This window comes from Luteibacter jiangsuensis (assembly GCF_030812295.1).
GTDB lineage: Bacteria > Pseudomonadota > Gammaproteobacteria > Xanthomonadales > Rhodanobacteraceae > Luteibacter > Luteibacter jiangsuensis_A.
The window spans coordinates 424,022-438,619 of the sequence record NZ_JAUSSK010000003.1; the positions used below are offsets into that span (position 1 = coordinate 424,022).

Genomic DNA, 14,598 nt, shown 5'->3' on the forward strand with positions numbered 1-14,598 from the left:
TTCCGGCCGGTGTCTCGGTGAGGTTTCGGCTCGCTCTGGAAAAATACCTGTTTCCTGCCGATAAAAAATCGTCAGATAATCGCTAAACTGTCATTCGGCAGTGCTACGGTATTGCCTCGGTAGGTCATAAACATCCCTCATGTCAGTGGCTTGGGGGTTCAGTGGGTCACTCGGTGTTTTTTTGTCCCGGCAAAACTGCTGGGCGATTCGCCGTGTCTGGAGAAAACGTTTTTTCTTGCGTAACCGTAATAAATATCGACGCAGAGATAATCGCTAATTAATTACGAAAACCATTATTTCAAGCGATGGACCGAATGATTTCACGTGGCCATGGGAGAGGCCGCCACCAACAACACGCTCTTCAGGAAACCAGTCGATGAACCGCAATTCCCTTTCGGCCGCGATCGCCGTGACGCTTTTCGTGGCCGCAGGCGCCGTGCTGGCCCAGGACGCGCAGCATGCCGAGACCACCGGCACGCAGTCGCAACGTTCCAACGTCGCGAGCAGCTCGAACACGACGAACGACAACGCCACGCGCCGCGCCACGCAGCAGATGAGCGAGGTGCAGGTGAAGGCCAGCTCGCTAGCCCTCGGCGGCGGCTTGATGTCCATCCAGGACGCACCGAAGGCCGTCTCGACCGTTTCCCGCGATGCCATCGTCAAGGCGGCGCCGGGTGCCACCTTCGTGCAGGCGATCAATTCGATCCCGGGCGTGGTGTCGTCCACCGACGACTACACCGGCCTCAATGACGGCAACGCGAGCGTCCGCGGTTTTCCGCTCGACGAAATCGGTGTCACGGTCAACGGTGCGCCGATCAACGACAGCGGCAACTACAAGATCTACTCGTCCGAGTACGGCGACACCGAGAACATGGGCGACATCACCGTCCAGCAGGGCTATCCGGACAACGATTCCCCGATCGCCGGCGCGGCCGGTGGTTCCATCGCCTGGGTGACTGTCGATCCGTCGCATCAGGCCGGCCTGGACTTCAGCCAGACCCTTGGCGACAACAGCTACCACCGCACGTTCATGCGCCTCAATACGGGCGACCTGGGTCCTGTGCGTTCGTGGCTGTCGTATTCCAACAACGAAACGAACCTGTGGCGCGGCCGCGGCAAGTCGAAGGTGACCAAGGTCGACGGCAAGTCGGTGTGGCAGATCGACGACAAGAATTCGATATCGTTCTCGTTGCAGTACAACCGCGAGGTCAAGACCAACTACGAGTCGCTGACCAAGGCCCAGGCCGCCGCGGACTACAAGCAGAGCTACCTCGGCACGTATACCCCTGGCAGCACCAGCAGCAACTACTACGCGCTACACCAGAACCCCTTCCGCAACTACCTCGCCAGCCTCGATGGCGAGTTCACCCTTACCGACAGCATGCGCCTGTCCGTGGTGCCGTACTTTCAGTATGGCTACGGCGGTGGTGGCAGCGGCAGCACGGTCACCGAAAATCCGTTGGCCAACGACAACTACTTCAAGTCGGTGAACGTCGACCTGGATGGCGACGGCAAGATCAGCGGAACGAAGCTGGTCAACTCGTTGAGCTATTCGTACACCTACCGTCCCGGCGTGATCGCCAAGCTCAACCAGGACCTGAGCGACAACAACAGCCTGGAATATGGCGTGTGGTACGAGCGGCCGCGCCAGCAGCAGGGCCAGGTACTCGTCCCCGTGGACCCGGCCACCGGCGTGCCCGTCGACACCTGGGGCAAGGACGTGCTGATCCGCTACCCGGATGGCAAGGTGCAGAAGGTGTACGACCAGTACACCACCACCACGAACGAGAAGGCCTTCATCACCGACAACTGGACGCCGAACGACCAGTGGACGTTCTCCGGCAGCCTCGCCTATGTCTGGTCCAAGCGCGATGGTTATATCGCGGAGTACCCGAACTCCATCGGCTCGATCAGCACGGCAGGGAAGGTGACCACGACGAACGCGCAGTTCGACGCGTCGCCGACGGCGACCTTCCACAAATTCACGCCCACGGCGGGCGCGAAATACCAGCTCAATGACGAGAACCAGTTCTACTTCGGCATCGGCAAGACGTTCCGTGCCCCGATCAATGGCGCGCTGCTGAGCAACGCCCTGTACGGTTACGGCACATCGGCCGCCGCCGCGCTGCCGAACAAGCCGGAAACCTCGACCACCGCCGACCTGGGCTGGCGCTTCTACGGCGAGCGCATCTCGGCGAACGTCGATGCCTATGCGTCCAACCTCAACAACAAGCAGGTCTCCGGCTTCGACCAGACGACCGGGTTGACGGTCTATACACAGCTGCCGAAAGTGCACATGCGCGGCCTCAACGCCGAGAGCAGCTTCAAGTTGGACGATCATTGGACGGTGTACGCGAACTACTCGTACACACGCGCCCTGATGCAGGCCAACCTCGATTCGCTGGGCGACGGCATCTACAACACGAAGGGCAAGACCTTGCTCAACGTGCCGAAGAACTCGGGCTATGTCGCGGTCGACTACGGCAACGGACCGTTCTGGGCTTCGCTGAGTGCCAAATACCAGGGTGCGATCTGGGGTGACTGGTCGAATACCGAACGGGTGGGCGGATACGCAACGATCGACCTGGGCACCGGGTGGAATTTCGACGACTTCTCGCCGTGGTTCCGCAAGCCGTACATCAAGGTCAACCTGTTCAACCTCGCCGATCGCAAGGCGCTCACCTATGCGGGCAACGTTTCCGCTTTCCTGGCGAGCAACCCGGCCAAGACCAAGGATGCGAACGGAACGACGCTCTATGCCTCGGCACCGTACTACTCGATCCTGCAGGAACGCACCTTCATGGTGACCTTCGGCGCCTCGTTCTTCTGACGAAAACCGTAGCCCGCGGGGCCGAAAGGCCTCGACCACCGACGCCCCTCGAAAGAGGGGCGTTTTTTTTGCCGCACTGGGACTTCGCCGAACCATGGGACCGACTATGGGACTGGCTGGGGCTGGCTGTGGGACTAACTGTGGGACTAACTGTGGGACTAACTGTGGGACTAACTTGTGGGACTAACTTGTGGGAGCCGACCTCGTCGGCGATCCCGCGGCAGCGGGCCAGGTTACGGTAAACCCCATTGCCGACAGGGTCGGCTCCCACCCCCGGACCGCCAAGGCGTGCGAATGTCCGCGAAACCTCATGGGCATGTCGGAGGAGCTTGCGAGGACGGCTCCCGTGAAACGCTGCGAGTGCGACCCGGTGGCTTCTCGGCTCCCGCCGTCAACTCGCCCTGTTAAAAATAAATATCCTTGAATAACAAATAATTAGATGAAAAATCAGCCCACGTAGGAAAAAGTGGTATTTATCAATCTGGCGTGAAAACGTTACAAATCTGTCATACAATGCCGTTAAAGTTGGCTTAACAACTGTCGCCACCGGGTTCATGGATGTGACCGGGATCACACGAGACGACACAGCCAAAGATTGGGGAAAGCTCAAACGAACGCAGCACCCGGCCCCCTGCCAGGTAGCCGTCCGTTTGGCCAAAACTTTTTTCGTTGCAAGCCACAGGGTCGACCATTAGATGAATAGCCGAATCCGCGCCAAACTACTGCCGCTGGCGATCGCATCGCTCTTCGCGGTACCTGCGTTCGCGCAGGAAACGTCCTCGACGATCAGCGGCCGCGTGCTGGACGCCGCCGGCCAGCCGGTGGCCAACGCCACCGTCGTGATCGTCCACGAGCCCTCGGGCACCACGAAGACCACCACCACGGATGCGAGCGGCCGTTACTCGGCCCAGGGCCTGCGCGTCGGTGGCCCGTTCGACGTCACGGCGACGAAGGAAGGCAGCCCGTCGGTTCGCCAGGACAATGTCTACCTGCAGCTGGGCGCGGATACGTCGGTCAACCTGACTGCCGGCGCTGCCGCCAGTGCGGCCGACGCGACCGCCCTCGGCGCGGTCACCGTCTCCGCTGTGTCCGGTCAGTTCTCGTCGGAAAACAAGGGACTCGGCACGAACATTTCGCAGGCTCAGCTGAAGGCCACGCCGTCGCCGAGCCGCAACATCGCGGACATTGCGCGCCTCGATCCCCGCGTGAACGTCGACCACGGCACGGGCGCCATTTCGGCGAACGGCCAGAACTCGCGCCTGAACAGCATCAAGGTCGATGGTCTCGGCGTGGGCGACCCGTTCGGCCTGAACTCCACCGGCATGCCGACCGTCGGTTCCCCGGTGTCGATGGACACCATCGACTCGTTCAACATCTCCACGGCCAACTACGACGTTGCCTCGGATACCATCGGCGCCGAAATCAACGCCGTCACCAAGTCGGGTACCAACGAGTTCCACGGCTCGGCCTATTACGGCTTCAAGAACGCCAGCAGCATGGTGGGCGAAGCGGGTTGGCTGGATCGGGGCAAGGACTACACCGAATTCGACCGTAACTGGACGGCCGGTGCCACCGTCGGCGGTCCGATCATCAAGGACAAGCTGTTCTTCTTCGCGGGCTACGAGAAGGAAGAAGTGACGGGCCTGAGCTCGGGTGCCGTCACGGGTCTCGATCCGACCCTGACCAACTCGACCGCGAACAAGATCTCGCAGACCGATCTCGATCGCACCATCGCCGCCGCCAACGGCGTGGGTCTTGTCCCGGGTAGCACCGGCGCCAATGCCGGTACGCTGACCGACAAGCGTTACATCGCGAAGATCGACTGGAACATCACCGACGGTCACCGCATGAACCTTGCGTACTCGCGTACCAAGGAAGTCAAGCCGAACCCGCAGGGCAACTCGACCAACGGCATCGGTCTGTCGAGCTACTGGTATACGGTCAATTCCGACATCAAGAACTACACCCTGCAGTCGTTCGATGACTGGAACGACGTATTCTCGTCGGAAGCCAAGGTTGGCTACAGCGATTACTCGCTGAACCGCTCGGTGGATACGCAGCAGCCCATGGTCCAGGTTCGCGTCAACCAGGGCATCGGTACCTCGGGCCCGTCGATCTTCCTTGGCGAAGACCAGTTCAGCCACTACAACTCGGCATCGGTGAAGACCCTGAACGCGATGTGGGCTGGCACGCTGTACCTCGGCGACCACACCGTCAAGGGTGGTTTCGAGTGGGAGCGCAACCGCATCTACAACCTGTTCGGTCGCACGCAGTTCGGTTCGTACATTTACGACGGTTATGCCAACCTGGCCGCCGGCCGCTACACCAACTATTCGCTGTACCAGCCGGCACCGGGCTATTCGCTCAACGACATCGCCGCGCAGTGGGAGCTCCGTCGCCACACGTTCTTCCTGCAGGATACCTGGCAGGCGAGCGACAACCTCTCGGTGCAGTTCGGCGTCCGCGTCAACAAGTACCTGACCGACGACAAGCCGCTCTACAACGCCACGTTCGAGCAGAAGTACGGCTTCAGCAACGCCAACACGATCAACGGCAGCCAGCTCGTCGAGCCGCGCCTGTCGTTCAACTACACCTTCGACAGCGAATACAAGACGCAGCTGCGCGGTGGCGTTGGCCTGTTCCAGTCCGATCCGCCGACCGTGTGGATGACGAACCCGTACCAGAACAACGGTATCAATATCGTCACCTACTCGTATAACCGCCAGAACGATGGCACGTGCAAGCTGGGCAACGGTCCGAGCATTCCGTGCCCTGCGTTCAGCTCGAACCCTCTCGCACAGAACACTAGCGGCGCTGGCACCACGCCGCAGATGGCGGTCGATACCGTCGACAAGGATTTCCAGCTTCCGAGCGTGTGGAAGTCGTCGCTCGCCTTCGATCGCGAGCTGCCGTGGGATGGCATCATCGCCAGCATCGAGTGGCAGCATCTCGATACGCGCGATGGCATCTTCTACCAGAACCTCAACATCGGTAACCCGACGGGCATCCTGCCGGACGGTCGCAACACGTATTTCTCGTGCATCGGCGGCGCGCAGCGCGTGGGGAACCCGGCGGCCATCAACTGCGGTTCCAACGCAAACCTCGCGGTTGGTGCGTCGGTGTCGGGTAACAACGCCCGCGCGCGTTCGGACAACCGCTTCGCCCAGGCCGTCACCTACCTGACCAACACCTCCAAGGGCAAGGCCGACTCGGTCACCTTGTCGTTCAGCAAGGCTCTCGAGAACGGTTGGGCATGGAGCGTGTCGGCGACGGGTGCGCATGCGACCGAAGTCAATCCGGGTACCTCCAGCCAGGCCAGCTCGAACTATTCGAACAACGCCTGGACGAATCCGAACGAAGACGTCGCGTCCACCTCGAACACCAACATCGGCAAGCGCCTGAATGCTTCGCTGACCTGGCAGCACAAGTTCTTCGGCGACTACGCCACGACCATCAGCGCGTTCTACGATGGTCATGACGGCGTGCCGTACAGCTGGGTGTTCTCGAACGACGCCAATGGCGACAGCTACTCGCGCGACCTGGCCTATATCCCGAACCGTGGCGACGTGATCCTGCGTAACGCTGCCGGCACGGGTGCCGCTTCGCAACAGTTGCAGGACCAGTTCTATCAGTACATCCAGGACGACAACTACCTGCGCAAGCGTCAGGGCAAGATCGCTGGCCGCAACGCCACCAAGGCCGCCTGGGTCAACCAGATCGACCTCGGCATCAGCCAGGAAGTGCCCGGCATCTTCAAGGGCAACAAGGGCGAGATCCGTCTCGACATCTACAACTTCCTGAACCTGGTGAACAAGGATTGGGGCCAGCAGTCGTACGTGGGCTTCCCGTATACGCGTAACCTTGCCGCCTTCGGTGGCGTGGACCCGACCACGGGCAAGTACATCTACAACCTGCCGACGGACGCCAACGGTAACTACCAGCCGGGCACGAAGTCGATCTACGACGCCCCGACCGACAACAGCGCGACCAAGGTCAACCCGGTCTCGCGTTGGTCCGCCATGCTGACCGTGCGCTACACGTTCTAAGCGAAGGATTCGCTGAGTGATCCGAAGGCCGGTGCCCGCGAGGGTGCCGGCCTTCTTTTTGAGGCGGTGGGCGCCGGCCTTGACCCCTTGGCGCCGGACGCGTGATCCTAGGCGGTCCGCTCCCACCCCGGGGCGGGGTTCGCCGCTAATTCGCGGTCAGAAGGACAGTAACTCCATGAATGCCATCCAGTTCGGGGATCCGGTTTCCGGCAAGACCGTCAGTGCGCGCGTCTCGCCGGCCGGTGGTCTCGACATCCTCTCCCGCAACGAAGTCGCGCGCCTGCGCGACGCGAGCGGGTCCGGGCTGCATCAGCTGCTGCGCCGTTGCGCGCTGGCGGTGTTGACCTCGGGCAACCTTTCCGACGATCCGGGCTCGATGTTCGAGCAGTACCCGGATTTCGACGTGCAGGTGCTGCAAGAAGACCGCGGCATCAAGATCGAACTGAAGAACGCACCCGAGCAGGCCTTCGTCGATGGCCGCATCATCCGCGGCATCAACGAACTGCTCGTGGCCGTGGTGCGCGATATCGTCTACGTGTCGACGCAGCTGGAAGCCGGCGCGTTCGACCTGGACGATACCGTCGGCATCACGCATGCCGTGTTCGAGATCCTGCGTAACTCGCGCATCCTGCGTCCGCAGGTGGATCCGAACCTCGTGGTCTGCTGGGGCGGCCATTCCATTTCGCGTGACGAGTACGAATACACCAAGCGCGTCGGCTACCAGCTCGGCCTGCGCAGCCTGGACATCTGCACGGGTTGCGGCCCGGGAGCGATGAAGGGCCCGATGAAGGGCGCGACCATCGCGCACGCGAAGCAACGCCGCAAGGGCAATCGCTATATCGGCGTGACCGAGCCGGGCATCATCGCGGCCGAGTCGCCGAACCCGATCGTCAACAACCTGGTGATCATGCCGGACATCGAGAAGCGTCTCGAGGCCTTCGTCCGCCTCGGCCACGGCATCATCGTATTCCCCGGTGGCGTCGGCACGGCGGAAGAAATCCTCTACATGCTCGGCATCCTCCTGTTGCCGCAGAACAAGGGCATTCCGTTCCCGCTGATCTTCACCGGCCCGCAGAATTCGGCGGCGTACTTCGAGCAGATCGACCGCTTCCTGCGCCTCGCGCTCGGCGACGACGTGGCGAAGCATTACAAGATCATCATCGACGATCCCGCCGCGGTGGCGCATGCCATGGTCTCGGGCATCGACAAGGTGCGCAACCATCGGCTGGACATCAAGGACGCCTTCTTCTTCAACTGGGCGCTCGATATCCCGTTGTCCTTCCAGCAGCCGTTCCGTCCGACCCACGAAGCGATGGCCGGGCTCGCCCTGCATCGCGACCGGCCACGGCATGAACTGGCCGCGGATCTTCGTCGCGCGTTCTCGGGCATCGTCGCCGGCAACGTGAAGGAAGAGGGCGTCAAGGCCATCGAGGCACGCGGCCCCTTCGTGATCGATGGCGAGACCGACATCATGCGTGCCCTCGACGACCTGTTGAAGGCCTTCGTGGATCAGTATCGCATGAAGCTCCCCGGCGGCACGGCGTACGAGCCCTGCTACGTGGTTCGTACCTGATACACCGGCCGGGGCCCTGGCGGCACCGGCCGTCCGTTCGCTGAACGTGACGCGGAACCAGGGGTTCCGCGTCACGCGTCCTAGACGGTGGCGCGCGCGACGATGCACTGGCAGCCTCACTGCCGGGAGACAGCCATGCTCGTCACCATCCTTATCGTCGTCCTCATCATCGCCCTTATCGGTGGCCTGCCGACCTGGGGCTACTCCAGTTCCTGGGGTTACGGTCCCAGTGGCGGTATCGGTGTCATCCTCGCCATCATTCTGATCTGCTGGCTTCTTGGCGTATTCTGATTGGCGCACGCGCCACAGGAGAGCCCCATGCCACGACCGCACCGTCCCGTGCCGGACAGCGAGAAGCCGCTGCCCGGCACGTCGCCGCCGCCTTACGACCATGAGCCCGTGGAGCGGCCAGGGCCCGATCCGGACACCGATGGCGAGACGCCGGAGACCTGATGGCGCCCCGTCGACCTCGCTGGCCCGGCGACATCCTTGCGCGCTCGTTCTTCCACGGTGACCCCCGGGTCGTGGGCCCGCAGTTGCTCAACAAGGTGCTCGCGTGCGCCGACGGCCGCACGGGACGCATCGTGGAGGTGGAAGCCTATTGCGGCGCCATCGATCCCGCCGCTCATACCTATCGGGGCAAGACGAAACGCAACGCGGTCATGTTCGGCCCGCCCGGGCATATGTATGTGTACTTCACCTATGGGATGCATTGGTGCTGCAACACCGTCTGCGGCGATGACGGCGAGGGTGCGGGCGTGCTCATCCGTGCGCTCGAGCCGCTGGCCGGTATCGAGCTCATGCGCAGGGCGCGACCGAAGGCCCGACGCGATCGCGAGTTGTGCAGCGGTCCGGCGCGCCTTACCCAGGCCCTGGGCATCACCGGCACGCAGAACGGCATCGATCTCGTGAAGGCGCGCGATGGCTATACCGTGGTCGACGACGGCATGCCGCCGCCGGAATACGTGCCCGGCTCCGCGCGCATCGGTATCCGCGAAGGTACTGACCTGCTCTGGCGCTGGTTCGTCGCGGGCAACCCCCACGTGTCGAAAGCCTGACCGCGGTGCGGACGAGGGTGCCGCCATCTTGGCCGGCCGGCCACCGGGGTATACGCTCCGTGCCACCGCAGACAAGGAACCCGCCATGAAGCGTGTCGCCGCTACCCTCATCCTCGCCGTGTTTTCCATCGGAGCCGCCGCCGCGGATACCTACCGGTTCGGCTCCCAGGTCATTTCCACGGGCGACAGCGAAGGTCGCCTTCGCCAGGTGGCCGGCAAGCCGGATCGGGAAACGCCGATCGAGTCGCGGCATGGCGGACTGGAAGGCTACCGCCTGGAGTATTTCCAGCGTGGAAAGTCGATCCAGTTCGAGGTGGTCAAGGGCAGGGTGGCATCCATCACCCAGATAGACAGCTGACCCCTCGGCGGGGCCGTCGTATGGTGAAGGCGCCTTCACATTTTCATGAGACGGGCGCCATTAGGTTGCGCCGGTGAGCCAGGGGTCACTCATGAAACGCGACGATATCGTCGAACTTCGCCGCAGCCACGAACAATTCCGTCTCCTGGTGCAGGGGGTGGCGGACTACGCCATCTACATGCTGGACCAGGAGGGCAACGTCTCCAGCTGGAACTCCGGCGCGGAGCGGATCAAGGGCTACATGCCCGACGAGATCGTCGGCAGGCATTACTCGGCCTTCTTCTCGCCGGAAGACGTGGCCCGTCGCGAACCCTGGTCGAACTTGCAGGCCGCGAAGGACGAGGGACGGCTAGAAACGGAAGGTTGGCGTGTCCGCAAGGATGGCAGCCGTTTCTGGGCGCACGTGGTGCTCGACCGTATCGACGACGAGTCAGGCAAGTTCGTCGGCTTCGCCAAGGTCACCCGCGACGTCACCGAGCAGCGTGCTACTGCCAGAGCCCTCGAACAGGCCCGCGAGGCCCTGTTCCAGTCGCAGAAGCTCGAGGCGATAGGCCAGCTCACCGGCGGCGTGGCACACGATTTCAACAACCTGCTCATGGCGATTCACGGCAATCTGGAACTGCTGACCCAGCGCGAGGACCTTCCGGCGAAGGCCAGGACGCTCGTCACGAACGCCTTGAGTGGCGTGCGCCGGGGCGTCGCGCTTACCCAGCGTATGCTCGCCTTCGCACGCCGGCAGCGGTTGCAGTTGGAGCCGGTGAATCTGGCCGACCTCGTCTACGGGATGTCCGATCTGATGCGCACGTCGCTCGGTCCCTCCGTCATGGTCGAGGCGAGTTTTCCCTTGTCGTTGCCGGCGGTGCTTGTCGACCCGAACCAGTTCGAACTCTGCCTGTTGAACCTGGGCGTCAACGCACGCGACGCGATGCCGGACGGCGGAACGGTCACGATCTCGGGGCGTGTTGAAAGCGTTCGCGAGAAGGATGTCCGAGGTCTCAATCCTGGCGAATACGTCAAGCTGTCGGTGGCCGATACGGGCGAAGGCATGGACGCTGAAACGCTTGCGAGGGCGACGGAGCCATTCTTCACCACGAAGGGCGTGGGTAAGGGCACGGGCCTGGGTTTATCGATGGTGCATGGCATCGTGCAGCAATGCGGCGGTGCCTTGCTGTTGAGTAGCACGCCTTCTGGCGGCACTACGGTCGACATGTGGTTACCCGTGGCGATACACGTGGGGTCGCCGGTCGCGCAGATCGTGGTGAGTGATCCACCCGGTGTTACAGCGGCGCCATCGGGCGGCAAGACGATTCTCGTCGTCGACGACGATCCCCTTGTCCTGTCGACGACGGTCGAAATGCTTTGTTTCGCCGGTTACGACGCCGCGGGTGCGGCATCCGCAAAGCAGGCGCTGAGCCTGCTGGGTGCCTCGCCGGGAATTTCCGTCGTGGTCACCGACCATGCCATGCCGGGCATGACCGGTGTGGAGCTTGCCGCCCAACTCGCCGAAACCCACCCCGGCATGCACGTGATCCTGGCCAGTGGTTACGCCGAGCTGCCGGGTGACACGCCGGGAGTCCGGGCGCGTCTGCAGAAGCCCTACGGAAGGTCGGAGTTGCTGGCAGCCATCCGTCAGGCTTGATGGCGCCACATCGGTGCGGATCGCGCAGGTGGGCAAAGAAAAAGGCCGTGCATCGCTGCACGGCCTTTCAAAACCTGGCGCCCGAAGTTGGACTCGAACCAACGACCCCCTGATTAACAGTCAAGTGCTCTAACCGGCTGAGCTATTCGGGCGGGGAGCCACGTATTTTGTGGAAGTGGGGAGGGGCTGTCAAGCGCTCTTAACGTTTTCGTGACAGCGGGGAGGCGCACGCGGCGGCGTCCTCGGGCACGGCGGTTTTGCGCCGGGCGCGGCCCGAATTGGCGACGACGATCGAGACGGCGGTGGTGGGACGGCCGCGAACGCAGAGGGTGATCGTCTGGTTGCTCGCGGAGCAGGTGCCATTCGGATCGAATGTGAAGGCCTGGCGGCCAGGGCGGCGGACGATCGATAGCTTGTCGTCGAGAGGTTCCATCGACTCGAAGACCGTGCGCGATTCCTTGTCACGGCCGATCCAACCCCAGGTCCAGTCGGCCGAGGGCGAGCAGGCACGGCCGTCGCGACTCGCGCAGAGAACGGTGGGATGGTTCCTGCGGACGGCAGTGGCACGGGCCTGGGCCAGGGCTTCCATCAGGGCATCGGTGGTCGCACGCAGCCGGTGGCGCGCAAGGGCCTCGCCCAACGCCGGCAGCGCGATACTGGCGAGGATGCCGGTCACGGCCAGGACCGCCAGCAGTTCGGTCCAGGTGAATCCATGGGGGCGGTAGAGGGGCATGGGCAGTGCACGGGGTGGCGCCTGAGCTTGCCTGTTGCTCCCAAAGGCCCCCATCGGTGCAGCGCGTCACGGCGTGTAGGCCCCGGCGCTTTAAACTTGGCATCCAAACCTGCATATCGTCAGCCATGACCGATCGCTTCCAGCTCGTCTCCCCGTACAAACCCGCCGGCGACCAGCCCGAGGCCATCCGCCGCCTCACCGAGGGCTTCGAGTCCGGACTCGCCGCGCAGACCCTCCTGGGCGTCACCGGCTCGGGCAAGACCTTCACGATCGCCAACGTGGTCGAGAAGATCCAGAAACCGACCATCGTACTGGCGCCCAACAAGACGCTGGCCGCGCAGCTGTACGGCGAGTTCAAGGAGTTCTTCCCGCACAACGCGGTGGAGTACTTCGTCAGCTACTACGACTACTACCAGCCGGAAGCCTACGTGGTGGCCTCGGATACCTTCATCGAGAAGGATTCGAGCATCAACGACCATATCGAACAGATGCGCCTGGCCGCGACCAAGGCCCTGTTGTCGCGGCGCGATTCGCTGATTGTCGCGACGGTGTCCGCGATCTACGGCCTGGGCGATCCCGAGGACTACATGAGCCTCCGCCTGATCCTGTCGCGCGGCGAGCACATCGAGCAGCGTGCGTTGATCCGCCAGCTCACCGAACTGCAATACGTGCGTAACGAGATGGAACTGCGCCGCGGTACGTACCGCGTGCGCGGCGAGGTCATCGACGTGTTTCCGGCGGAATCGGAATCCGAGGCGTTGCGCATCGAGTTGTTCGACGGCGACGTGGAAAACCTCTCCCTGTTCGATCCGCTGACCGGCGAGGTGTTGCGCAAGGTGCCGCGCTACACCGTGTATCCGAAAACGCATTACGCGAGCACGCGGCAGAGCGTGCTGAACGCGATGGAGACGATCAAGGTCGAGCTTTCCGAGCGCCTGGAGCAGCTGTACCGCGACAATAAACTGGTCGAGGCCCAGCGCCTGGAGCAGCGCACGCGATTCGACCTGGAGATGATGGCCGAGGTGGGTTTCTGCCAGGGTATCGAGAACTACTCGCGCCACATGACCCGCCGTGGCCCGGGCGAGCCGCCACCGACGCTGTTCGATTACCTGCCGCCGGACGCGCTGATGGTGGTGGACGAATCGCATGTGACCGTGCCCCAGCTGGGCGCGATGTACAAGGGCGACCGTTCGCGCAAGGAGACCCTGGTGGAATTCGGTTTCCGCTTGCCTTCGGCGATGGACAACCGGCCGCTGCGTTTCGAGGAATGGGAGCGGCGCGCACCGCGCGCGATCTACGTATCCGCGACGCCGGCCAAATACGAGTTGGAACGTTCCGACGACAACGTGGTGGAGCTGGTGGTGCGTCCGACCGGCCTGATCGATCCCGAGGTGGAGGTGCGCCCGGTCCGCACCCAGGTGGACGACCTGCTGGGCGAGATCCACAAGCGGGTCGCATTGGGCGATCGCGTGCTGGTGACGACGCTGACCAAGCGGATGGCCGAGAACCTCACGGACTACCTGTCCGAGCAGGACGTGAAGGTGCGTTATCTCCACGCCGACATCGACACCGTGGAGCGTACCGAGATCATCCGCGACCTGCGCCTGGGCGAATTCGACGTGCTGGTGGGCATCAACCTGCTGCGCGAGGGCCTGGACATGCCCGAGGTCTCGCTGGTGGCGATCCTCGACGCGGACAAGGAAGGCTTCCTGCGTTCGACCCGGTCGCTCATCCAGACGATCGGCCGCGCGGCACGCAACGTGCGTGGCAAGGCGATCCTCTACGGCGACGAGATCACCGGCTCGATGAAGGAGGCGATCGACGAGACCGCCCGCCGCCGCGAGAAACAGGTCGAATACAACGCCGCCCACGGTATCACGCCGACCACGGTCGTCCGCCGCATCGCCGACATCATGGAAGGCGCCCGTGCCGACGTGGGCTCGCGCGGCGGCAAGGGCAAGAAGGCCCGCGAGGCGGCGAAGAAGGTGGCCGAGGAAGCCGCCGACTACGCGGCGCTCAGTCCGGAGCAGGCGGGGGCCGCCATCAAGAAGCTCGAGGCCCGCATGTACAAGCATGCCCAGAACCTGGAATTCGAGGAGGCGGGCAAGATTCGCGACGAGATCCACCGCCTGCGCGAGCGGGCACTGCGCTGAAGTCCCGGCCGGGTAAAAAATCCCGGCCGGACCCTTGCGAAGCCGGGCGGCGGCCGGTAAACTGCGCAGCTCTTCGGGCGGTTAGCTCAGCGGTAGAGCACTACCTTGACATGGTAGGGGTCACAAGTTCGATCCTTGTACCGCCCACCACTTTCCCTCAGGCGAGTGGCACGAAGATCGCAAAAAGGAGCCCTCGGCTCCTTTTTTA

General features: G+C 63.2%; 10 protein-coding genes and 2 tRNA genes. 10 read left to right on the forward strand and 2 right to left on the reverse strand.

From position 1 onward, the window contains the following. The first annotated feature begins 376 nt into the window (after positions 1–376). From J2T07_RS12070 to J2T07_RS12105, 8 genes are all read left to right on the forward strand, one after another. Positions 377–2,830, forward strand: a complete 2,454-nt coding sequence (locus J2T07_RS12070; RefSeq protein WP_306850297.1) for a TonB-dependent receptor — start codon at positions 377–379, stop codon at positions 2,828–2,830. Positions 2,831–3,525: 695 nt separating this feature from the next. Next, on the forward strand, positions 3,526–6,876 hold the full coding sequence (locus tag J2T07_RS12075; RefSeq protein ID WP_306850298.1) for a TonB-dependent receptor: 3,351 nt from the start codon (positions 3,526–3,528) through the stop codon (positions 6,874–6,876). A 175-nt stretch (positions 6,877–7,051) separates the two neighbouring features. Continuing rightward, positions 7,052–8,449, forward strand: coding sequence for a nucleotide 5'-monophosphate nucleosidase PpnN (ppnN, locus tag J2T07_RS12080; protein ID WP_306850299.1), 1,398 nt, complete (start codon positions 7,052–7,054; stop codon positions 8,447–8,449). Between the two features lie 135 nt (positions 8,450–8,584). After that, positions 8,585–8,740 carry a DUF3309 domain-containing protein gene (locus tag J2T07_RS12085; protein WP_306850300.1) on the forward strand — a complete coding sequence of 52 codons (156 nt, stop codon included), beginning with the start codon at positions 8,585–8,587 and terminating at the stop codon, positions 8,738–8,740. Between the two features lie 27 nt (positions 8,741–8,767). Then, the gene (locus J2T07_RS12090) at positions 8,768–8,902 is read left to right on the forward strand and encodes a hypothetical protein (RefSeq protein WP_306850302.1); all 135 of its coding nucleotides are present in this window, start codon (positions 8,768–8,770) and stop codon (positions 8,900–8,902) included. Next, entirely contained in the window at positions 8,902–9,507 is a 606-nt protein-coding gene (locus tag J2T07_RS12095; protein ID WP_306850304.1) for a DNA-3-methyladenine glycosylase, read from the forward strand. The genes J2T07_RS12090 and J2T07_RS12095 overlap by 1 nt, the downstream gene beginning before the upstream one ends. Before the next feature lie 85 nt (positions 9,508–9,592). After that, a complete protein-coding gene (locus J2T07_RS12100) occupies positions 9,593–9,865 on the forward strand; it encodes a DUF2845 domain-containing protein (protein ID WP_306850305.1) in 273 nt (90 codons plus the stop codon). Positions 9,866–9,956: 91 nt separating this feature from the next. Then, the gene (locus tag J2T07_RS12105; RefSeq protein ID WP_306850307.1) at positions 9,957–11,504 is read left to right on the forward strand and encodes a PAS domain-containing sensor histidine kinase; all 1,548 of its coding nucleotides are present in this window, start codon (positions 9,957–9,959) and stop codon (positions 11,502–11,504) included. A 75-nt stretch (positions 11,505–11,579) separates the two neighbouring features. Here J2T07_RS12105 and J2T07_RS12110 read toward each other — a convergent pair. Both J2T07_RS12110 and J2T07_RS12115 read right to left on the reverse strand, forming a co-directional pair. Next, positions 11,580–11,656: transfer RNA gene (locus tag J2T07_RS12110), tRNA-Asn, on the reverse strand. A 47-nt stretch (positions 11,657–11,703) separates the two neighbouring features. After that, positions 11,704–12,237, reverse strand: a complete 534-nt coding sequence (locus J2T07_RS12115; RefSeq protein ID WP_306850309.1) for a GspH/FimT family pseudopilin — start codon at positions 12,235–12,237, stop codon at positions 11,704–11,706. A gap of 125 nt (positions 12,238–12,362) precedes the next feature. Between J2T07_RS12115 and uvrB the strand changes: the two genes are divergently transcribed. Both uvrB and J2T07_RS12125 read left to right on the forward strand, forming a co-directional pair. Further along, positions 12,363–14,390 carry an excinuclease ABC subunit UvrB gene (gene uvrB / locus J2T07_RS12120; RefSeq protein ID WP_306850311.1) on the forward strand — a complete coding sequence of 676 codons (2,028 nt, stop codon included), beginning with the start codon at positions 12,363–12,365 and terminating at the stop codon, positions 14,388–14,390. 75 nt (positions 14,391–14,465) lie between these two features. Beyond that, positions 14,466–14,540: transfer RNA gene (locus J2T07_RS12125), tRNA-Val, on the forward strand. The last annotated feature ends 58 nt before the right edge of the window (positions 14,541–14,598 follow it).

Bases quoted from the DNA above. Each gene is read 5' to 3' on its own strand.
- ppnN (WP_306850299.1), top strand. From the start codon at position 7,052: ATGAATGCCATCCAGTTCGGGGATCCGGTTTCCGGCAAGACCGTCAGT.
- J2T07_RS12090 (WP_306850302.1), top strand. From the start codon at position 8,768: ATGCCACGACCGCACCGTCCCGTGCCGGACAGCGAGAAGCCGCTGCCC.
- J2T07_RS12105 (WP_306850307.1), top strand. From the start codon at position 9,957: ATGAAACGCGACGATATCGTCGAACTTCGCCGCAGCCACGAACAATTC.
- J2T07_RS12075 (WP_306850298.1), top strand. From the start codon at position 3,526: ATGAATAGCCGAATCCGCGCCAAACTACTGCCGCTGGCGATCGCATCG.
- J2T07_RS12115 (WP_306850309.1), bottom strand. From the start codon at position 12,237: ATGCCCCTCTACCGCCCCCATGGATTCACCTGGACCGAACTGCTGGCG.
- uvrB (WP_306850311.1), top strand. From the start codon at position 12,363: ATGACCGATCGCTTCCAGCTCGTCTCCCCGTACAAACCCGCCGGCGAC.
- J2T07_RS12100 (WP_306850305.1), top strand. From the start codon at position 9,593: ATGAAGCGTGTCGCCGCTACCCTCATCCTCGCCGTGTTTTCCATCGGA.
- J2T07_RS12070 (WP_306850297.1), top strand. From the start codon at position 377: ATGAACCGCAATTCCCTTTCGGCCGCGATCGCCGTGACGCTTTTCGTG.
- J2T07_RS12085 (WP_306850300.1), top strand. From the start codon at position 8,585: ATGCTCGTCACCATCCTTATCGTCGTCCTCATCATCGCCCTTATCGGT.
- J2T07_RS12095 (WP_306850304.1), top strand. From the start codon at position 8,902: ATGGCGCCCCGTCGACCTCGCTGGCCCGGCGACATCCTTGCGCGCTCG.